This is a genomic window from Rhodococcus sp. BP-241 (assembly GCF_019836145.1).
In the GTDB taxonomy this organism is placed as follows: Bacteria; Actinomycetota; Actinomycetes; order Mycobacteriales; family Mycobacteriaceae; genus Rhodococcoides.
In genome coordinates this window covers 75,832-96,256 of sequence record NZ_JABUEI010000003.1, presented here as the reverse complement: position 1 = coordinate 96,256, position 20,425 = coordinate 75,832, and the positions used below count along the sequence as shown (strand labels likewise).

Below are 20,425 nucleotides of genomic sequence, written 5' to 3'. Positions count from 1 at the left end.
CTGGCGCCGCGATGGTGGGCGAACGGGTCGAGTACTACGGCGGCCTGGTGATCCGGCTCGGCCACGGCGAGGGCTACCTCAACCCGCTCGCCGTCGGCGCACTCGGCTCGATCCTCCCGCTGCTCGACGATGTCCCTGACGTGCAGCGCAAGGTCGCCGCCCAAGTGCTCCAACGCCGCCGTCGCTTGGTGTCGGGACTGTGCGAGCTCGAACGCGGTGGCCCGCTCACCCAGTCCGAGTCGAACGTCCTCGCCGTGGCGCTGCGCGTCCTCGACGCCGACCCCCGGTTCACTCCGGAGCATCCGCCGCTGCTGTCGGATCTGTTCACCCTCATCGAGAAAGGGTCGCCGGAACTGGCCCGTAAGACGATCAGCGTCGACGACCCCGACAAGTACGCCGCCAAGGTCGAGGGGTTGCTCGAGACGTTGATCGGTCTCCTCGACGGCGAGCTCGGCGAAGTGTTCTCCCGTCAGACCACCACGGCTCTCGATCTCGCGGGGGAGCGGCCGCCGGTGGCGGTGTGCGTGGATGTGTCCTCCATCGGCACCGAGGACCCGACCCTGGAGGCGGCGATCATGCTCGCCTGCTGGTCGGACGCGTTCGGCGCCGTCGAAGCCGCCCACGTCCTCGCCGACGTCGGCTTGCGAGAGAAGCGCACGTTCCTGGTGGTGCTCGACGAGCTGTGGCGGGTTCTGGCCGGAGGCTCGCAGATGGTGCTGCGCGTCGATCAGCTCACCCGCCTGACCCGCACGATGGGAACGGCGCTGCTGACGATCACCCACACCGTCGCGGACCTGGAAACCCTCGCCACCGCCGTCGACATCAGCCGCGCCAAGGGCTTCATCGAGCGCGCCGGGGCCGTCATCGTCGGGGGACTGCCGACGCAGGAGATGGACAAGCTCGACGGCATCATCCCGTTCACGCAACAGGACCGGGATCTGGTGTCGTCGTGGTCCACCCCGGCCGGCATCGACGACACCGGACGCGAACTGCCTCCACCCGGGCGCGGGAAGTTCCTGCTGCGCATCGGCACCGCCCGCCGACCCGGGGTGGTGCTGCAGACCGTCATCACCGCCACCGAAGCCGCCGCCGGGTACCACGACACGAACGCCCGCTTCGCCCACGTCGGCGGCGGCGGGCGATGAGAGGCAAGCCGTATCCGGCGGAGATCCGGACCCGGGCGGTGCAGATGGTGACAGACCGACTTCCCACGGCCCGCTCGACGTGGGCGGCCATCGAAGCGGTCGCCGCGCACCTGTCCCTGCACCCCAACACCGTCCGGTGGTGGTACCGGCAAGCCCAAGGCGTCACCGACGAGCGGCCCCTGATGCCGAGTGAGCAGAACGGTGAGATCGCTCGGCTCCGGGCGGAACTGGTCGAAGCGCAACGTCTCATCGCCGACCTCGTCGGCTCGGCGCAGTCACACCCGAGAGAAGGAGTCATCGCATGAGCACAGGGAGAGGCGCGAGGAACCCGAACGCCGGTGTCGACCCGACGCTGGCCCTGACCGGCGGCGCGATCGTCATCGCCGCCCTCGCGTACGGGGGCGCCGAAGCAGCGCTGCGGCTCGGTGGCCCGTTGTCCGGTGTCGATCAGGACGTGCCGGGGTCGCCGTTCGCTCTGGTGGCAGCGCTGGCGAAGGGGTCGCTGGTGTGGCCGGTGGGGGCGACGATCATCGCTGTAGCCTTCGGCATCGTCGGCCTGGTCGTGATCGTCGTCGGAACGGTATGGGCGATAACGCGGCGCCGGCGGATCACCCGCGTCGACGACGCCGGCCGGTTCCTCGGCCGCCCCCGGGAGGTGGCGCGGCTGGGGGAGAAGGCACTGCGGGCGGAGATCGCCCGGTTGGGAGACCCCGTCGCCGCCGACCAGCCCGTCGCGGCGCCGCTGGGCCGATTGGTGCTGGGGCCGAACAGGTTCGGTATCACCCTGTACGCGGGGCCGGAGGACGTCGCCACCCACATCTGGGGACCGCGGATGGGCAAGACGAGCTGCGTGATCATTCCGCAGCTCCTCGCCGCCCGCGGCGCCGTGCTGACCACCTCCAACAAACGGGACGTCGTCGACACCACTCGCGCGTACCGGGCCGAGAAGGGCACCGTGTGGGTCTTCGACCCACAAGGAGTCGCGCAGGAGCTGCCACGGTGGTTCTACGACCCGCTGACCTGGGTGCGCTCCGCCCGGCCGTCCACCACGCAGGGCATCACCGACAGAGGCGAATCCGACAGCCGACGCACGGAGCTGGCGGAGCTGCTCGGCGAGGATGTTGTGGCGACGATGGGCCAGTCGGCGCAGGAGACGAAAGCCGCGACCCTCGCCGGCATCTTCGCGTCGTCGTTGACGGGGGAGAACACGAAGCGGGAGCCGTTCTTCGACCCCATGGGGCAACGGTTGGTCACCGGGTTCCTCCTCGCCGCCGCGCTGGAGCATCTGCCGTTGCCGATCGTCTACACGTGGGCGACGACCCCGGAGAACCAGGAACCGGTGCGGCTGCTGCGAGCGCACGGGTTCGGGCGGTGGGCGGAGTCGATGATCGCCCAGTACAACGCCCCCGACAAGCAACGCGGGGGAGTGTTCGCCACCGCGGCGAACATGCTCGGCGCCCTCGCCTACGCCGAGATCCACCCGTGGATCTCCCGGATGGGGGAGCGCGACACACGCCCGGAGTTCGACCCGGCCGGATTCGCCGCCGAGGACGCCCCCACCTTGTTCTGCTTGTCGATGGAGGACGCCGCCGACGAGTGCGGCGCCCTGGTCACCGCGCTGACCGTCGCCGTCACCGACGCCCTGGTGGACCGTGCCACCGCCACACCCGCGGAGGAATCGCTGCCGGCGGGTCGGCTGCGGGTGCCGGCGACCTATGCGCTGGACGAGGCGGCGAATGTGGTGCGGTGGCGGCAGTTGCCGAACCTGTACAGCCACTTCGGCTCCCGCGGCATCACCGTCACCACCATCCTGCAGTCCTGGCCCCAAGGGGAGGAGTGCTTCGGTCAGGGTGGGATGAAGAAACTGTGGGGCGCGTCGACGATCCGCGTGTACGGCGGCGGCGGGTCGACCGACGACGGCCGGTTCCTCGAGAACACCTCCGCAGCCCTCGGTGATCACTGGGAGATGAGCCAGACCGTCTCCACCAACTCATCCGGTCGGTCGAGTTCGCAGCAGCGGCAGAAGATCCGCACCCTTCCCGCGGATGCTCTCGAAGCGATGCCCGCGGGGCGGGCGATCCTGCGCGCCGCGAAATGCCCACCTGCGCTGATCGAGACGATGCCCTGGTACACCGGACCGTTCGCCGCCGCCGTCGCCGACGCCCAGATCCGCGCCGGCCAGGACCCCGCCGTACATCCCAGCGCCGACGACCCGGATCCGACGGACGCGACATCGCTGCTCCCGTCCCCGACCAAGCATCCGGTCGCAGCGCCCCGGTCGGGAGCGGTGACCGTCTCGTGAGCGACGAGTTCGACCTCGACGCCGACATGGACAGCGCCTGTCCGGGTGATGCATCACCCACCGATGATCGGGACGAGCTGCGGGACAGTCACACCGACGACGACAAGGCGGGCGGGGCGGGGGAGCGGGCCGATTCCGCGGCTCGGGGCCCGTACTACCCGAACGCGTACCGGTTCTTCGCCGACTTCCTCGCCCCCGCGTACCGGCGCAAGACCGTCGACCACCCGGCGATGCGGTGGTGCCCGAGCTGGTTCCTGCACCCCGAAGCCCGCGCCCGCGTCGACGCACTGTGGCGGGCATGGGAGTACCTACGGCTCGACCCGGCCACCGGGATGAGTGTGTGGTGGAAGGACCACGCTGATCACCACATGTCGAGACTGCTGTCCCCGGACGGCACCTTCAAGGACTGCACCCCCGACCACCGGCAGGTGCACCCACTTCCGAGCATCACCATCCCCGCCGAACTGTTGGCGCTTGACACTGCCGATTCACCCGTCCCACCCGCCTGATGTCATCCGATTCGCGGATTTCGCTCAACCACCCTTGACCTGAGGAGCCCTCGTGGCAGACGACGAACACGAACAGCTCTCCCGCCAGACCGGCATGGTCCTGCGCACATCGATCCAGGTCGCGATGCAGGTCGCCGAGGCTCTCGCCCGACGCCGCGAGCAGTCCCTGCGCACCGCGGCCGCCGCGTCGGAGTCACGCTCACAAGCCCTGGCCGGGCGGCTGAACGCCGAACAACGTTCGGCAGAAGCGTTCCTGCGCCGCACGGGTGACCGGCAGTGGTGGGCCACTGCCCAGGATGCGCAGATCGTTGACGCCGTCCGGATCGCGCACACCTGGAAGGACGCTTCCCCTGTCGCCGACCGGGCAGCGATCACCATCGAGAACCGGCTACGTACCGACAAGGGCATCGACCTCACGTCGTTGCGCGACACCGTGAACACCGCGTTCGTCGCAACTGCCGTGGAACGTGAGCTGGCGGACCGTGCCGAACACGAACGCCAGGTCGATCAAAACGCCGACCGGTCAGTTCTCGGTGACCCGGGATCGCGAACCAACCCGCCAACACAACATCTCCCGTTGAGCACTGTTGCTTGGGACACCGCGCAACGCCGGGAACAACACAGAGTCCAACTCACCATCGCGGGCCTCGACACCGAGGCAATCGATGCCCATCTGCTCACCGACACCGCCAACGCCGCTGCACTCGACATCAACTCCATGCGCATGCCGACAGCTACGCCTGCGGCCACACCAGGGGACCGAGGGCGGGAGCTCGATTCCAGCATGGACCGCGGCGGCAGATAGGCCCGATGAGAGCCCTGCGCACAGGCCACGACGCGAAGGCCGGAGCCAGTATTGGCCGATCCGCGACATAAACCAGCTTGCGTTGAACGACCAGCGGCCACAAACAATCCAATTTCGGCGAAATTACGGTATGAGCAGCATCATATACCGTTTCGGACGGCGTAGACTCATCAACAACTTAATATCGTGCCGTAACGACATTTGGAACACTGCGCCTACTGGAGAATAGTTGCAACACACGGTCCAGAACCAGACATAGCGCCCGATCGTCGCTACTGTGGCTATCGCCAGAGTTCGCACTGGCACCATCAAGGGCTGTACTCGTGGTTTCCTAACGGCGTCGACCAGATCTATTACAACGATGCATATATGTCCAAACTTGGGGCCCAAAAGAACCAAGCGATCGTGACACATGAACTCGGGCACGCTTTCGGTCGTTCTCACACTTGTTCCTCAGCTCATGGGCATTGGCTCCGGACCGACTGGCGACCTTGGGCAGATTGATATCGAATCACTCAGAAGACTTTGGGGATGAAATGAACAACACCCTTACTAAGATTTTAGTTGTCACCGCAGGCGTAGCTTTCACTGCGGTTGCAACCGCCTGCACGTCATCTCCCGCACCAGCAACCAATCCCAACGAGGAGCTACGTTCTACAACTGCGCCCCAGACTGTATACCTGGAGCCCTCGTGGGCCTTCGACATATACGATCAGCGACGGGTAGTTGGCGCGGCTGATTCTGTATTCGTGGGGACAGTTAATCAGGTGATCGGAACCGTCAACCGGACAGTAATGCCGGAGACTCAGTTCTCCGTAACGGTGTTGAGTGTAATAAAAGGTGATCTAGCGGGTGACGTAGTCGTCAATCAGCAAGGGGGCTACGACCCTGTATCTGATCAGGCAATTTATACCGAAGGCGATACCCCACTCAACATCGGCCAGAGTTACATCTTCTCGACCGTGTTAGATACGGCAATATCCGCCGAGAACTTCATCCCCATTGTCGGTGCAGTGCCAGTTGACACCGCAGATGTTGTAAACCTCGATCCAGAACTCGCGCAACGCGGCGGTGTCGCTGCAGGATTGCCCGAAGAGGTGCAGGAAGCTGTGTCCGCAGTTGAGAACGAAATTCCGTTCGATCCGAACAACACAGGGCTAGGTGACGGATCCGAGGCAGAACTGCCGGAGGGGCCTGACCTACCTCCGCAGGTGGACGGCGAGCCCGTGAGATAGAGACAGAACTAGTGTGAGACGCTGCTCCGGAACGGGATCCTGTTCCGGAGCAGCGCTATATATGTGGTGTCTACTCGGTCGCCGTCCTTAGCTTGCGGTTACAGAGGTGGCTCACGGTCCCAACTTTCCCGCGAATGTCACTAATTGTGCTGGCTGGCGAGACCGACCGTTCTACATTCTCGACTGCACGTTCGACCCCGCACCACTGTCCGTTTGGACGCGATGGTCAGCCGGGGCAGGTCGATCCCTGAGCCCCTACTCAGGGTGGTGGTCGACGATGCATCGATTGACGGCCAGGCACCGGATGGTGATGACGACGGACTCCTGCTGGACGGTGTACGTCGTCCATGGCGCGAGGTTTTCCACATGTTCCTTGATGCCGGGGGTGGTCCGACAGTTATCAGCGCCCACGACCCCCTGTCGCGACAACGACTCCACTACCAAAGTCGTGACACAAGCTGAAATAAGTTGCACAGTATCGCATTCCGGCGCATCGTCGATGAATGACCCGGTCGGGAGGTGAGGGCATCAACGATCTGCGGCTGCAGCAGATTCAGCTTCGACGCGCTGCGTCCCGCGCGATCCCTGCCCCCGGCCCCGACTGCCAGCAGTACTGGCCATTGGAAAACTGGGTCTGCGGGGCAATCCGGGACAAGTACAACTCGATGGGAGCCCAGTTCAGCTTTCTGTTCGTGCCCACTTCTGAGGAGCTCGTCAACCCGGACGGATTCGGACGCAGACAAACATTCATCAACGGACCCATCTATTGGTCCCCTCAGGGTGGCGCACACCCCGTCGTCAACCACTTTTTCGCAGCTTGGCAGCGTCTGGGCTGGGAGGGCGGAGTCCTGGGTTATCCAACGACGGACGAGATCGTCAACCCTGACGGCGTCGGACGGCGGCAAGAATTTCAGGGCGCCGCTGTCTACTGGCGCCTGAACGAGGCATACGCCATTGGCGGGGCGATTCGCGACAAATGGAACACTACCGGCGCCGAATCAGGACCACTCGGGTACCCGTCAACCGATGAAATCGGAGTCACGAAGTACAGCGGTAGATACAACAACTTCGGCAACGGCACCATCACCTGGTCAGGACCCACGGGTCCGCGATTACTGTTCAAGCCGCTACGCGACAAGTGGGCAGAGTCGGGGCGGGAAGATGGCCCCCACGTTTATCCCACTTCTGACGAGCAAGTCCTTGACAACGATATCGCCCGTATCGCGCCTTTCGAGAGCGGGTCGAGCATAATTTGGAGTCAGGTAACGGGCGCGTGGTTCATTTCTGCAGAACTGCTCGACGCGTGGAATCAGGAGCGATCAGCAGGATTCGACCCGGGGTTCCCTACTGGCGACGTCGATACGGCGCCGACGTCCGTAATCGACTCGATCGCTGTCAGAGCCCAACAAGCGTTTCAACGGGGGCGTATATCCATCGACATTGAAGGCACCAGATTCGTTGTCGGATTCGATCCGGACGGAGTGTTCCCCGATGGGGACAATGCGTTCGCCACCGATAGCGAACTCGAATCGCAGTTGCGTCGACAAGACGATGAGGACGACGACGATTACGACAGCTCATCAGTTCTCGCAACGGCATCGCGCGAAGAAGGTATCACTTACGGTCCCGAACTGCCCCTGCGGGTTGGATACTACAATGAGGATTCAGACGTGGGTTGGGGTTACGACAAGGCCTACAACAAACACGGCGTGAAGCGCGAAAACGGTGAACACGCATACGAGCCCATCGTCGACACGTTTGAGAATGGCGTGGTCCTGGACAGGCGTGATGCTGATGTACCGGGAAACCTTTTCGGTGCGACTGTGACCCGAATTCGACTACTAGACGGTCGGACTAAGAACAACTTCTACGTCGTGTACGACCCACGGAACGCGCCAACTCATAAAGGATTACCCGCCGGCGACCCCATCGGCGTGGAAGTAGCATTCTGTGGCGGAATGACAGTATGCGATCAGTGGATCATCGACGCTTTCTACTGAGTCGCCACGGGCCCTGCTGGGTAATCCCGCCAACAGATTCCATCAACAACTCGGGCCGCATCCCACTTTGGACTCGATAGATCGGAATACCACTCCTCTGCAGCTACAGAAGCAGAGGAGTGGTATTTCGATTGTACGTATTCGATATCCGCATTCTTTCCGTATGTGCGATACCGACCTTGTTCGAAAGTCGTTAATACGGTAGTGACTATACAATTGCGCAGAGTAATTTGGTCGACCCGAAATTGCGACTTGGCTTCACCTCGACGCAACGCTGCCACCAAGGCGCTGAAAAACTCCATTCGCCAGCCAGTGCCAACTTCCGCAAATGGTTGTTTTTCGAGGTCGGAAGCAAACGCCGCCGGGTCGTACGAAACTTCGTATTTAACTGACGGGTCATCCACGAAACTCAACCTCCTCGGCTCGAGCTACGACACGAGTCTTTCGCTTACCCATTCGCCTTTCAAAGGCTTAAGCTATTTACGTTCGCTGATCCGTTGCGATCGTGATCCGTTGAATACGGCAGCTATGCTACCAGCAGCAGACGCCGGGAGGCCGCCGGCACGCATTTTGCCGCCCACGGCGACGATCGTGTATCTCAACCGGACGGCACCATCATCGATGTCCTTGAACGTGGCGTCTCACGACGTAACCGTCCACACTTCCGACGGGTTCGTTGTCGATGTGAACGCCGACGTCGACGTGCTGGCTCCTTGAAACAAGTGGCCATCGTCGCCTCGACGCCGGCACTTCGCATGGGCGCCTATGGCGAACCACCACCACCACACCCGGCACATCATCAATAACGTCAACCATCGCCGATATTTGGGTTCTGTCAGCTAAAGGCCGAGTCCTTGTCGGGGCTACCTGTGACACGGACGGAAGTCAGCGTCGGCGACCACGCCGAACGGTACGGTCGGTACATCCAGTTCGACGGTTTCCCGTGCAGAGGAGCGCAGGTGGCTGATTACGACGTGCAGTACGACCACGATTCCGGTGATTGGACCGCGAAGCGAGCGGGGGCGTCCCGAGCAGCTGGCCGATTCGATACGCAGGCCGACGCGCACGACGCGGCCGCCGGGTACGCCGAGCGCAGCGGCGGCGGCGAAGTACGGGACCACCGCAAGGACAACAACCAGATCAGGAACACCGACACGATCGGCAAGAAGGATCCGCACCCCCCGAAGGGCTGAGCTACCCATCGAAGGAACCGATATGGGCCGAAAGTGGCGTCGGCAGCGTTCCCCAAAAGCTCGTCGAGGGGCGGCGGGCAGAACCCTCGGTGAGCGGTGGGCTCGGATCAAGACCAGTCGGCTGGCCGCGGCCACCGTTCTGGTAGTCGGCTACGTGCTTTCGGTTGTCGTGGCTACCGCTGCATACGGGGCACTCACGCTCGAAGTCCTCGGCCCACTCGCAGCCTGGGTCGGCGCCATTCTGACAGCCGGCGCCGTCGTGGTCGCGCTCACGACGAACAGACGAGACCGCGCGTTCACTGCGAATCAGCAGACGGCCCGGGCGGTTGCGGATCTGTGGTCCACGATCGTGGCGGTGCGCAGACCTTTGGCGGCGTTCGACGCCGTTGCGCGCGAACCGAACTCGTTCGTAAACGGCGTCCCTTCCCGCGAGCTGGACCGGTTGTCCGGTGACGTACAAGATGCACTCACGGCAGCGGAAGCATCGTCGTTCTACGCGCGGCTGGTGATCGATTCCGGCCGGCTTCTCGATCACATCGACGACATCGCCACCGAACTGTCAGAGATGAGGGCGTTCTTCGAAGAGGGCGGAGAGCATCCGCGAGACGGATCGCGCCCCCCTGGATACGAGCAGCCCGTTTTCTCGGTCGTCGACTGGTTGGACGGTCTGGGGCTCCGTTTGCGGCGCATCCTGACTGTGGAGCAGACGCTGATGGACGCAGTGCGGTTCCACTTCCCGGTGACCGATTCGCAACGCGCTGTCGCGGATTCGACCGATTCGCAACAACTGTGGCAGGACGCCTACATCCGGGCCAAGGCCTTTCCGCACACGGAGATCTATCGGCGCCATGCCGACCCACCGGGATCGTGGCGAACCCGGTGGCGTTGACGCCGGGGCGTCCGGGGTGACGCGAACGGCCCGGCCTCGATCTAGCTGCCGAACGCGTCTGTGAGATCGCCGATCGCGGGAAGTACCGGCTCCGGCGCCGCCTTATCGATGGTGATGACGACGGATGCCTGTTGAACGGTGTACGTCGTCCACGGCACGAGGTTTTCCACGTGTTCCTTGATGCCGGGATAGTCAGACAACCACCAGGCTTCGGTGGAGTCGAACTCGCCGAGCGTGCAGGTGGCCAGCACGACGTACGAGCCGGGTGGGATGTCGGTGACCGTCTGAGTCGCGGTGGTGCCGGGTTCGACTGAACCAGTGTCGTAGTACTCGTGCGTTTGCGAGAGCACTGTCTCGACCGGGGGGGAGGACACCTTCGGGTGCCGATGCCAGGCCTGTGGTGCACAGGACGGTGCCGTCGGCCGTGTTGGTGATGGTGTTGGTGACGGTATCGCCGACGACGTCGTAGGAGTATGTGATGTCGGAGGGCTCGGCTGCGGAGACGCTGCCGGGTGCCGCCAGTGCCAGGGGTACCGCGATGGCTGCGATCATCGCTACGCGTCTGGGTATTCGCACGGTGTGCTCCTTGCTGTCCGGTGGCGTTCGGTTGGTCTGGCTATTCGATGTAGGCGCCGGTGGTGGGGGAGTAGTAGACGGTGCCACCGAAGAATGCCTGGCGGGTGCCGACGCCGTCGCCGGCGGGAGCTTCCGGGCCCTGCGGGTACGACAGAGTGCTGGTGGGTCCGCCGAGGGAGTTGTAGAGGTCGAGGATCTCACCGCAGACCTGGTGTCGGCTGGGCCAGAAGGACTCGCACGTCGCTGCCGCAGTGGCCTGCGGGGCGGTGGGTGCGGGCTGGGCCATGGCCTGGGCGGCGCCGGTGAGAGGGAGAGCGGTGCCGAGAACGCCAGCGGCGGCGAGACGGACACGAAAGCCGGTGTTGCGGCGGGTGGGGGTGGGGGTGGTGGTCACGAGGAGGGCTCCTTTGCAGGGGTGTGCGATGAGCTCACAGGTTCGTCGACTCCGGCCATCACGAAAAGGGAGACCGTGGGGTCTGATGTCGGACTTGTCGGACGCTATCAGCGCCGGCGACCCTCTGTCGCCACAACGACTCGACCACCGAACGCCTTTACGCGCCCCGAAACGGGTTGCAGAACAACCGCTCTCGGCGCGTCATAGTCGATCGTTCGGTTATTACGCCCCTCCATAATTGCGACACCCGTTCTTCGCCACGGTAAGTAACCTCCTGGTCTGTTTGCGCGGTTTGCGTCTGCTGGTGAAGTTGTGAATCCCGTGGTTTGCCTTCAGGATGCTCAGGCGACCACCATTCGGACCGGTCGTATTCCTCTCCGAGAGAGCAGCATCCATGACGACCCTTGTTCGGCCGCCACGGCGGAAACCGATGTTCTCCTCGACGCCGCGGGCGGTTCTGACCGCCGGCATGATCGCAGTCCTCGTCGCCACCGGCGGGGGAGCGGTGGCCACCGCGCAACCGTCCGCCATCCCGGCCACGCCGACCAGCTCCGCGCCGACAGCGTTGCAGCAGCAGGCACCAGCACCGGTCGACCCGTGCGCTATCACCACGGCACCGACCACCACGACCACGACCACGGCACCGTCCACCATCACACCGGCGACGCCGACTTCCTGCGCCGAAGTGCCGGCACCGGCCCCGGCCACCTCGCAGGCACCCACGACAGCGTCCGAGGCACCGAGTGTCGCGGACGCACCGACACCCGCCCCGGCGAGCACGACCGCACCGACCACCTCGAGCCTGACTCCGAGCGCGGAGGCCACCGCGCCTACCCCGACCGGTGAGCGGATCCCGTACACCGGGCTGCCGACGGAGAACCCGAACAGCACCCTCATTCCGGGCAAGATGCGCTCGGACCGCGAGGAGTGGCCGAGCCGTTCACCAAGGAAGAAGCCGACCAGGCCGAGATCGGGGAAGCCCGACTGCTCGCCAAGCAGCGCACCTCCCGCGCCGCGGTGACCTGCCAGAGATACTGGCCGTCGAACTTCGACGTGTGCGGCGCCATCCGCGACAAGTACAACTCCCTCGGCGCACAGTTCAGCTTCCTGCTGCTCCCCACCAGCGGAAACATCGTCAACCCCGGCAACACCGGCGAACGCGTCACCTTCATGAACGGACCGATCTACTGGTCCGCCGCCGGCGGAGCACACCCCGTCGTCAACAGCTTCCTCAACCGCTGGGGCATCCTCGGATACGAAGGCAGCTACCTCAAGTACCCCACCACCGACGAAATCGTCCTCCCCGACGGCGGCCGCCGCCAGGAATTCCAGGACGGCGCCATCTACGTCGCCTTCCAGAACGCCATCGGCTCCGCCATCCAGAACGGACCACTCCGCGACAAATACAACAGCGTCGGCGGACTCACCCCCGGCAGCAGCTTCCTCGGCTACCTCACAGGCGACCACATCCGAACACTGCCCGACGGCCAAGGCCAGATGGCACGCTTCCAAAACGGCGTCATCTACTGGTCACCCGCGACTGGCGCGTGGCCGGTCACGGGCAGGATCTTGGACCAGTGGGCTGGTGTCGGTTACGAGACTGGACCACTGCGCTACCCGACCGCAGAACAGGTAGACAACGGCGTCACTATTGAGCAGAGCTTTCAGGGTGGAAAGTTGGAGACCCCTGGAGCTAACGCTGTCGAGCTCGCAACCCAGAATCCTGGAACCACTGCCCAGGAGATGATCGATGAGGCGATTTTCAACGCGCAACAGCGAGCTCTCGACGTCGCTGACGTGATTCTCGAGGCCGTCGAAGGTGGCCGGATCGAGACCCTTGCTTCCGATCCGGTCACTGGCTCCCCGACAACCCTGCCTTTCGCCCGTGGCGCAGGCGACATCTTTTACGCAGATGCTGATACCGCCAACGTCAACCACGGGCACAACGGCATCTTCATTTCGACAACTGAAACCGTTGAGGCGCTCAATCCGACAAAGGGCGTCCAGCTGACGGACAACACGACCGGAAATCCTGATGGGACACGCCGTACGGTCTACGGCCCCAAGATGATGTTCGTGAACACGTCAAGCGGTGTCCGCGCGAATGCTGTGTTTTTTGCGCTTAATCAGGTCGGGAAGGACTACAACAGTAACTTCGCTTTCAACAAGCGGTTCATCAACGGCGATGCTTACAATTGCTCATCCCTGGTCTGGGCGGCGTTCCAGTCAGCGTCCGGTGGTGGTGTAGATCTAGACCAAGAGCCAGGCGGCGGCGAAGATGCCACCCCTTCAGGCATCTTCCCTAACGAGATAGTAAAGTCCGACTGGACAACCCTGTACCCGTAACTGCGGGCACAAGTCACCCGCGGGCGCCTGCTCATAACGCCGGGAAAGGCGCCCGCGTCGTGGCACGCACTCTAGGAGTTACGAGTTGATTAGCAGACGCGGACCCCATCTTGTTCTCCTCACTGCGGTGGCCGCGCTAGCAGTGACGTCCTGCGGGCAAGACAATGCAGCAATTGAACCCAAAGAACTCACGTCACTCCAAGACACTCTCGCTGCCGTGGCCCTGGGTCCGTCGACTATGGAGGGCATAAAGTCCGACGACGTGTCGAGTGTTTACACCTTTGATGCATCGGGATCGCTCGTTGGAGCAATAACCGGGCCCGCCATCTACGCGAACAGCGTCTCCTCGCTAGGCGACAAACTGGCATCCACGTCGTCGAAACAGCTGACGCTAACAACACCGAGCGGACAATCCGAATTCGCAATTGGGTTTGAGAATATCGTCCAAGCATCTACCTCAGACAAGCGCGCCGGCACAGCGACATATTGGTACAACAGTGGCATGGTGTCCGGCATCTACACAAACTCCTACGCCTCTATAAGCTCACAGGGTGAGCTATTCGGTGGCACCGTGAATGGCTTAACTCGCACCGTTGCGCAGTGTGGGGATCTCGCGTATTCAATCATTCAGGATATAGCTACCGGAGTTGGCGAGGAATCAACACGAAGCGGCTTGTATCGAGCCGACAGCAATGGCATACGGCTGACCGCAGCTTGGGACTATCCCGCAGATTTCAAGCCCATCTCCCGAACGGCAGCGTGCGGGCCGAACGGAGAAGCGATTTATGCGCTTTACGCAGACAATGCAACCTCGAACTCACAAAACGGTATGCCCGGTCTGACGCTCGCACGAGTCGACACCAGTACAGGCTCCAGAACAGATACACCATTGGGCATGGCCGGCCTCGATTGGAGCGTCGTATCTGGGACAATGAGCGTTCTCGACGGCAGAGCGTACTGGATCAACGCCGCCAAAGAGGTGTTAAGCGTTGACCTGTCCGACGCTGCGGGAATAGTCAGGCGCGAGTGGTCGCTGCCGGGAGTTGAAGGCAATGCTGTCGCTTCGGTAGACAATGGCAAAGTAGACGTGGTAGTGCCCGGACGAAATGCCAGATATTCGCAGCACGACCTCCGGACTGGCGCCACAATCGGTACACCGATTGCCTTGCCTTGGCTCGATGCGTTGACCGACGCCTCGCCCGTCAGCGGACAGACCTTGGTGGATGTTGCATCCCTAGAATAGAGCGCGATTCCGGCAGCCTCGGACCTCCGGTGTAAGAGATCACTGCATCGTCCCACTTGATCCAGCTCACCACTAGATCTGCCGAAAGCGAGCGGCCCTGCCCCGGCTCCTAGCTGCCGAACGCGTCCCTGAGATCGCCGTTTTCGGAAACCACCGGCTCCGCCAACGCCTCCTCGTCGATGGTGATGACGGAGCACTCCTGCTGGACGGTGTACGTCGTCCACGGCACGAGGTTTTCCACGTGTTCCTTGATGCCGTGGTAGTCGGACTACCACCAGGCACGCGTCATTCAAATGCCATCTCTTCAGCACACCGAAAGAATCCCATCGCTGAGCGCACGGTCGGCTGAGTGACTCGATTTCAATCTTGTCATCCTCGTCGACCGATCGGGTGTGGATCGCACCGTCGACCGCTAAGTTGCCATGAAACGCGCCACCCAGCAGCTCGTGGTGCGATGAACGCTATCTGTATTCATTGCCGATAATAGTTATTATGGCAGGTAACGTTCGAATGGTTGTCTAGCAGCGTTTCTCATGCACCACTGATCACTCCGCTTTCATACGAGGTTCATGTCCTGTGGCTTCTCGGAACCCCTCCGCAGTCTTGCACTTCTTGATGAGCCACTTCACACAGGAATCGGTGTACAGGTAATCGTTATGAGCGTCGTCGTAGACGCAAAATTCAGACTTCGTCGCTTCGGGTTCTGCTGCGCCGGCGGCTGGTCGCCATCCGTGCTTCCTCCACGCGGCGGCCATCTGAGATGACGCACCGAAGTGATAGGGGATCGCGGCGGAAACCATCTTCGCAACTGCCCCTGGTCGATGCTTCCCGATATTAGCTACCGGGACCTTCTTCTGCTTGGTGATGACGTATCCCTTGTTCGCAGCAACTTCTTCCATCACCGCGCGCTCCTCGTCAGACAGATCCTTGTCGTTCACGAACTGAAGCGAAAGATCGCCCTTACGGTTGCCGCTCTCCAAGACGATGGTGAGTCGCATGCAGTAGCGGGGGTCGCGGGAGACCGCGTCATCGAGTCCGGCGTCGTACTCCGCGAGGAAGGTACGCAGGTCCTTCGGCAGGGTCTTGGTGAGCTTAAGCAGATCCTCCTTTCCTTGGTCAGTGAACCCGCCGATGAACACCGGGAAGTGCAGCCGGTGAGCCAGTGAGTAGCCGGTACCCGCAAACCCAGTCACGAACTCCTCGTAGTTGAGCAGCATCGAGTGACACTCCCCGTTCACGATCGTCAGGAGTGCTACATCCGTACCGGTGTGGCGATGCTCGATCTTGTTCCGCAGCTTGATGAAGAACTCAAGGTTGGCGCGCACAGTGGCTTTCTCGCTGGGCCACTCCTCCTTCACGAACCACTCCAGCGGCTGCGACATGCGTTCACCGTTGATGTACTTGTACCGGCGAGGCTGCTCGGAACGCAGCACGTGGTAGTTGTTGCCCTCCTGCATCCACTTCGACTGGAACGCGTAGAGCCAGGCGATGTGCATGTGAATGATGAAGCCTTCGAGTGCTCGCTCTCGACCTGGATCGTTGAACAAGCTGACAGCAAGCATGGCCTCTTGCTGCGACGCGCGTAGCAGGAGTTCCCAACGCTGAGGACGCGCCATCTGTAGACCCGACTCCTATCGACGCCAGGTCGCTCCAGTTGAACGTCTCAATAGCGTGCGTCGAGTCTGCCAGACGACTACGACTCGGCTCACGGTGTCGCTACGGGGAGATCACGAGTCCTGCTCCGACTGAGCGCCACAACCGCGCGGTCCCCGCGAAAGGTCACTGGTGACGATATGGCTCAGCCGGTAACATAAGAGGGTGAATGGGGCTGCCCCGAGTTCAGTTCCGGCCCGCCGCCCCGGAACGCCCCAGGACGAGGTCCATCGCCTCTGCCCTGACGCAGTCAGTAGCGACCTTCGCACACCGTGAACCGCCGTCACACGGTCGGTACTGGGCACCTTCCGAGTTCGATATTCAATAATGATAGTCATTGCCGATAATTTATATTATGACATAGTTGCTGCTAGAAACGTGATCGTTGTAATCGCTCTGCCGGTGGCGGGTACCCCCCTCGCCGATCGGTCCCGAGAACGGTTCCAGCGGCGGCAGGACGCCGTCAGGTGCGGGTGCCGTCGACAGCGAACGCGTAGGTGACGTCGGTGGGTTCCGCCGCGGCAGCGAGACCGGGAGTGGCGAGGGCCAGGGGAATCGCTGCTGCAGTGCCGAGAAGGGTTCGGGTGAGTTTCCGCACGGCATGTCCTCTTCGTCGTCGATGGTCGCTTCCAGGGGAAGTGTGCAACGGAAGCGGACCGTTCGGCACCTTTCGTACCGGGTGCCCCCGTGGGGGTGTGGTTCCGGGCGAGACCACGGTTTCCGTCGACTTGCCGCCGGAGTGGAGGTGGTGGTCCAATGGGAACATACGTTCGAACACAAGTTCTCCAGCAAGCGGACGAGGGTGCGTCATGGGATGGAACGACGGACCGCCCACGTGGACCGAGATGGAGCGGTTGCTCTCGGGCAAGCCTCGTGTCATCGATCCGCTGGCGATGGGTGACGGCGGTGACAGTCCGGCCTGGTCGCGCAAGCGTGATCCCTACGAGGGTGCGGTGGTGCGGCCGCGCGACACCGTTCCCTACGCGGAACTGCACGCCCACTCGTCCTTCAGCTTTCTCGACGGCGCCTCCCAGCCCGAGGAGATGGTCGAGGAGGCCGTACGGCTGGGTCTGGACGCCATCGCGCTGACCGATCACGACGGCATGTACGGCGTCGTGCGGTTCGCGGAGGCGGCACGTGAGTTGGAGATGAAGACCGTCTTCGGGTCCGAGTTGTCGCTCGGTGATCCAGGTATGCCGACCGAATCACGCACCGGCGCAGCCGATCCGGACGGAACGCATCTGTTGGTGCTGGCGCGCGGACAGGAGGGGTACCGGCGCCTGTCCCGCCAGATCGCCGCCGCGCATCTGGCCGGTGGGGAGAAGGGTCGTCCCAGATACGACATCGATTCGCTGGCCGAGGCGGCCGGGGGGCACTGGCAGATCCTGACGGGGTGCCGCAAGGGCAGCGTGCGTCGCGCGCTGAGCGAGGGTGGTCCCGCGGCTGCCGAGCAGGCGCTGCGCGACCTGGTGGACCGGTTCGGCGCAGACCGTGTGACGGTGGAACTGACGCGGCAGGGCGTCGCCGAGGACGACGATCGCAACGACACCCTGGCGGACATCGCCGCGCGCCTCTCGCTCCCGGTCATCGCGACGACGTCGGCACACTTCGCGCGGCCGAGTCGGCGCCGGCTCGCGATGGCCATGGCCGCGGTCCGTGCGCGGCGCAGTCTCGACGACGCGTCGGGCTGGCTTCCGCCGCTGGGTGGGACGCACCTGCGCTCCGGCGCAGAAATGGCACAGCTGTTCTCGGCGTATCCCACTGCCGTGTCCCATGCCGCGGCACTGGGGGAGGACTGCGCGTTCGACCTGCACCTCATCGCGCCGCAGCTTCCGCCCTTCGATGTCCCGGAAGGCCATACCGAGATCACGTGGCTCCACGAGTTGACGATGCGCGGTGCCGAGCGGCGCTACGGTCGACGCGAGGACGAACCTGCGGCCTACGCCCAGATCGACCGCGAACTCACCGTCATCACCGAGTTGGATTTCCCCGGGTACTTCCTGGTGGTCCACGACATCGTCGACTTCTGCAAACGCGCCGACATTCTGTGTCAGGGGCGAGGATCCGCGGCCAACTCGGCGGTCTGTTACGCCATCGGCATCACCAACGTCGACCCCGTGCGCAACGGGCTGCTGTTCGAACGTTTTCTCTCCGTCGAGCGCGACGGCCCACCCGACATCGACGTGGACATCGAGTCCGACCGTCGTGAAGAAGCCATCCAGCACGTCTACGCCAAGTACGGGCGCGGGTACGCGGCGCAGGTGGCCAACGTGATCACCTATCGCGGCAAGTCCTCCGTGCGGGACATGGCCCGAGCGCTGGGTGCATCGCAGGGGCAGCAGGACGCGTGGAGCAAGCAGATCACCCGCTGGTCCGGCGTGCCGGGCCGCGACCTGTCCGCCGAGGCCCGCGAGACCACGATCCCGCTGCCGGTGCTGGAGCTGGCCGCGCAGATCGAGAACTTCCCGCGACATCTGGGCATCCACTCCGGTGGCATGGTGATCTGCGACCGACCCATCGCCGACGTGTGCCCCGTCGAGTGGGCGCGCATGGAGAACCGCACCGTGCTGCAGTGGGACAAGGACGACTGTGCCGCAGTGGGACTGGTGAAGTTCGACATGCTGGGACTCGGCATGCTCTCGGCGCTGCACTACATGATCGACCTGGTGAAGGAGCACAAGGGACTACACGTCGATCTCGCCGAACTCGACCTCGGCGAGGCCGCGGTGTACGAGATGCTGCAGCGCGCGGATTCGGTCGGGGTGTTCCAGGTGGAGTCACGTGCTCAGATGGCGACGCTCCCGCGACTCAAACCGCGGGAGTTCTACGACCTCGTCGTCGAGGTCGCCCTCATCAGACCCGGACCCATCCAAGGGCATTCGGTGCACCCGTACGTCCGGCGCCGTAACGGACTCGAGCCCGTCACCTTCGATCACCCGTCGCTCGAGCGGGCACTCGAGCGCACTCTCGGCGTACCGCTGTTCCAGGAGCAGCTGATGCAGATGGCCGTCGACGTCGCCGGGTTCTCGGCCACCGAGGCGGACCAACTGCGTCGAGCCATGGGGTCCAAGCGCAGTCCGGAGAAGATGGACCGCATGCGGCAACGCTTCTACGACGGGATGCGCGACCTACACGGCATCACCGGCGCGAAGGCCGACCGCATCTTCGACAAGCTCTACGCCTTCGCCAATTTCGGCTTCCCCGAGAGTCATTCGCAGAGCTTCGCGTCACTGGTCTTCTACTCGTCGTGGTTCAAGCTGCACCACCCGGCCGCGTTCTGTGCCGGGCTGCTCCGCGCTCAGCCGATGGGTTTCTACTCGCCGCAATCGTTGGTGGCCGACGCTCGACGGCACGGTGTCCTGGTGCACGGGCCCGACGTCCGTGCCAGTCTCGCCCATGCCACGGTCGAGAACGACGGCACCGAGGTGCGCCTGGGGCTGTCCGACGTGCGGTCCATCGGGACGGCGTTGGCCGAGAAGATCGTGGCGGCGCGGGAGTCCGGCGGGCAGTTCACGTCTCTGCTCGATCTCACCGGACGTGTCGAACTCTCCGTCACGCAAGCAGAGTCCCTCGCCACCGCCGGCGCCCTGGCGTGTTTCGGTGTGACACGTCGAGAGGCGCTGTGGGCAGCCGGTGCCGCCGCAGCCGAACGCCCCGATCGACTCCCGGCGCTGGGTGCGTCCACCCGCGCGCCGTCGCTTCCGGGAATGAGTGCGTGGGAGTTGGCCGCCGCGGACATCTGGGCCACCGGTGTCTCGCCCGACAGCTACCCCACCCAGTTCCTGCGCGAGCGGCTCGACGAGATGGATGTCGTCCCCGCCGACCGCCTGCTGTCGGTGGCCGACGGAGATCGGGTGCTCGTGGCCGGGGCGGTCACCCACCGCCAACGTCCGGCCACCGCGGCGGGCGTCACGTTCATCAACCTCGAGGACGAGACGGGGATGATCAACGTGGTCTGCTCGGTGGGACTGTGGCAGAAGTACCGCTCGGCGGCGCAGTTGTCGCAGGCCCTGTTCATCCGGGGCATCGTGCAGAACGCCGAGGGCGTCGTGACGCTGGTGGCCGACAAGCTCGAGACGCTGGACCTCCGCGTCCTCCTGCGTTCGCGAGACTTCCGCTGATCCTGCGGTCTGCC

General features: G+C 63.6%; 18 protein-coding genes. 12 read left to right on the top strand and 6 right to left on the bottom strand.

What is annotated here, in order from left to right; all coding sequences use genetic code 11:
* Nucleotides 1-11 precede the first annotated feature (11 nt).
* The 9 genes from HQ308_RS06810 to HQ308_RS06770 all read left to right on the top strand — a co-directional run bounded on the left by HQ308_RS06810 (nucleotide 12) and on the right by HQ308_RS06770 (nucleotide 10,078).
* The gene (locus HQ308_RS06810) at nucleotides 12-1,145 is read left to right on the top strand and encodes an ATP/GTP-binding protein (RefSeq protein WP_222627278.1); all 1,134 of its coding nucleotides are present in this window, start codon (nucleotides 12-14) and stop codon (nucleotides 1,143-1,145) included.
* Nucleotides 1,142-1,450 carry a transposase gene (locus HQ308_RS06805; protein ID WP_222644318.1) on the top strand — a complete coding sequence of 103 codons (309 nt, stop codon included), beginning with the start codon at nucleotides 1,142-1,144 and terminating at the stop codon, nucleotides 1,448-1,450. Before HQ308_RS06810 ends, HQ308_RS06805 begins: the two co-directional genes overlap by 4 nt.
* On the top strand, nucleotides 1,447-3,447 hold the full coding sequence (locus HQ308_RS06800; RefSeq protein ID WP_222646012.1) for a type IV secretory system conjugative DNA transfer family protein: 2,001 nt from the start codon (nucleotides 1,447-1,449) through the stop codon (nucleotides 3,445-3,447). The genes HQ308_RS06805 and HQ308_RS06800 overlap by 4 nt, the downstream gene beginning before the upstream one ends.
* Nucleotides 3,444-3,956 carry a DUF4913 domain-containing protein gene (locus tag HQ308_RS06795; protein WP_308115394.1) on the top strand — a complete coding sequence of 171 codons (513 nt, stop codon included), beginning with the start codon at nucleotides 3,444-3,446 and terminating at the stop codon, nucleotides 3,954-3,956. Before HQ308_RS06800 ends, HQ308_RS06795 begins: the two co-directional genes overlap by 4 nt.
* A gap of 52 nt (nucleotides 3,957-4,008) precedes the next feature.
* A complete protein-coding gene (locus tag HQ308_RS06790; RefSeq protein ID WP_222627272.1) occupies nucleotides 4,009-4,761 on the top strand; it encodes a hypothetical protein in 753 nt (250 codons plus the stop codon).
* Nucleotides 4,762-5,297: 536 nt separating this feature from the next.
* Nucleotides 5,298-5,996, top strand: a complete 699-nt coding sequence (locus tag HQ308_RS06785; protein WP_222627270.1) for a hypothetical protein — start codon at nucleotides 5,298-5,300, stop codon at nucleotides 5,994-5,996.
* A gap of 503 nt (nucleotides 5,997-6,499) precedes the next feature.
* Complete coding sequence (locus HQ308_RS06780; RefSeq protein WP_222627268.1) at nucleotides 6,500-7,996, top strand: LGFP repeat-containing protein; 1,497 nt, start codon at nucleotides 6,500-6,502, stop codon at nucleotides 7,994-7,996.
* A 959-nt stretch (nucleotides 7,997-8,955) separates the two neighbouring features.
* Nucleotides 8,956-9,189, top strand: a complete 234-nt coding sequence (locus HQ308_RS06775) for a DUF2188 domain-containing protein (RefSeq protein WP_222627267.1) — start codon at nucleotides 8,956-8,958, stop codon at nucleotides 9,187-9,189.
* Between the two features lie 259 nt (nucleotides 9,190-9,448).
* Nucleotides 9,449-10,078, top strand: a complete 630-nt coding sequence (locus HQ308_RS06770) for a hypothetical protein (RefSeq protein ID WP_222646011.1) — start codon at nucleotides 9,449-9,451, stop codon at nucleotides 10,076-10,078.
* Between the two features lie 41 nt (nucleotides 10,079-10,119).
* Here the strand turns inward: HQ308_RS06770 and HQ308_RS22505 are convergent, their stop codons facing one another.
* From HQ308_RS22505 to HQ308_RS06755, 3 genes are all read right to left on the bottom strand, one after another.
* Nucleotides 10,120-10,329 carry a hypothetical protein gene (locus tag HQ308_RS22505; protein WP_261775839.1) on the bottom strand — a complete coding sequence of 70 codons (210 nt, stop codon included), beginning with the start codon at nucleotides 10,327-10,329 and terminating at the stop codon, nucleotides 10,120-10,122.
* Nucleotides 10,330-10,694: 365 nt separating this feature from the next.
* Nucleotides 10,695-11,048 carry a hypothetical protein gene (locus tag HQ308_RS06760; protein ID WP_308115702.1) on the bottom strand — a complete coding sequence of 118 codons (354 nt, stop codon included), beginning with the start codon at nucleotides 11,046-11,048 and terminating at the stop codon, nucleotides 10,695-10,697.
* A 222-nt stretch (nucleotides 11,049-11,270) separates the two neighbouring features.
* Nucleotides 11,271-11,945, bottom strand: a complete 675-nt coding sequence (locus HQ308_RS06755) for a hypothetical protein (RefSeq protein ID WP_222646010.1) — start codon at nucleotides 11,943-11,945, stop codon at nucleotides 11,271-11,273.
* A gap of 30 nt (nucleotides 11,946-11,975) precedes the next feature.
* Between HQ308_RS06755 and HQ308_RS06750 the strand changes: the two genes are divergently transcribed.
* Both HQ308_RS06750 and HQ308_RS06745 read left to right on the top strand, forming a co-directional pair.
* Nucleotides 11,976-13,394: a hypothetical protein gene (locus HQ308_RS06750; protein ID WP_308115701.1), complete on the top strand. Its 1,419-nt coding sequence runs from the start codon at nucleotides 11,976-11,978 to the stop codon at nucleotides 13,392-13,394.
* A gap of 262 nt (nucleotides 13,395-13,656) precedes the next feature.
* Entirely contained in the window at nucleotides 13,657-14,637 is a 981-nt protein-coding gene (locus HQ308_RS06745) for a hypothetical protein (protein WP_222646009.1), read from the top strand.
* Between the two features lie 109 nt (nucleotides 14,638-14,746).
* Here the strand turns inward: HQ308_RS06745 and HQ308_RS22500 are convergent, their stop codons facing one another.
* From HQ308_RS22500 to HQ308_RS22495, 3 genes are all read right to left on the bottom strand, one after another.
* Complete coding sequence (locus HQ308_RS22500) at nucleotides 14,747-14,878, bottom strand: hypothetical protein (RefSeq protein WP_261769654.1); 132 nt, start codon at nucleotides 14,876-14,878, stop codon at nucleotides 14,747-14,749.
* Nucleotides 14,879-15,182: 304 nt separating this feature from the next.
* On the bottom strand, nucleotides 15,183-16,253 hold the full coding sequence (locus HQ308_RS06740; RefSeq protein ID WP_222627255.1) for a DUF3644 domain-containing protein: 1,071 nt from the start codon (nucleotides 16,251-16,253) through the stop codon (nucleotides 15,183-15,185).
* 500 nt (nucleotides 16,254-16,753) lie between these two features.
* Nucleotides 16,754-16,888: a hypothetical protein gene (locus HQ308_RS22495; protein ID WP_261769653.1), complete on the bottom strand. Its 135-nt coding sequence runs from the start codon at nucleotides 16,886-16,888 to the stop codon at nucleotides 16,754-16,756.
* A gap of 211 nt (nucleotides 16,889-17,099) precedes the next feature.
* Here HQ308_RS22495 and HQ308_RS06735 point away from each other — a divergent pair, with 211 nt between their 5' ends.
* Nucleotides 17,100-20,411, top strand: coding sequence for an error-prone DNA polymerase (locus HQ308_RS06735; RefSeq protein ID WP_222627247.1), 3,312 nt, complete (start codon nucleotides 17,100-17,102; stop codon nucleotides 20,409-20,411).
* Nucleotides 20,412-20,425 lie beyond the last annotated feature (14 nt).

Excerpts from the sequence above, each read along its gene's own strand:
- HQ308_RS06785 (WP_222627270.1), top strand. The coding sequence starts at position 5,298 with ATGAACAACACCCTTACTAAGATTTTAGTTGTCACCGCAGGCGTAGCT.
- HQ308_RS06805 (WP_222644318.1), top strand. The coding sequence starts at position 1,142 with ATGAGAGGCAAGCCGTATCCGGCGGAGATCCGGACCCGGGCGGTGCAG.
- HQ308_RS06755 (WP_222646010.1), bottom strand. The coding sequence starts at position 11,945 with ATGAGGGTGCTGTTCGGGTTCTCCGTCGGCAGCCCGGTGTACGGGATC.
- HQ308_RS06740 (WP_222627255.1), bottom strand. The coding sequence starts at position 16,253 with ATGGCGCGTCCTCAGCGTTGGGAACTCCTGCTACGCGCGTCGCAGCAA.
- HQ308_RS06780 (WP_222627268.1), top strand. The coding sequence starts at position 6,500 with ATGACCCGGTCGGGAGGTGAGGGCATCAACGATCTGCGGCTGCAGCAG.
- HQ308_RS06735 (WP_222627247.1), top strand. The coding sequence starts at position 17,100 with ATGGGATGGAACGACGGACCGCCCACGTGGACCGAGATGGAGCGGTTG.
- HQ308_RS06800 (WP_222646012.1), top strand. The coding sequence starts at position 1,447 with ATGAGCACAGGGAGAGGCGCGAGGAACCCGAACGCCGGTGTCGACCCG.
- HQ308_RS06810 (WP_222627278.1), top strand. The coding sequence starts at position 12 with ATGGTGGGCGAACGGGTCGAGTACTACGGCGGCCTGGTGATCCGGCTC.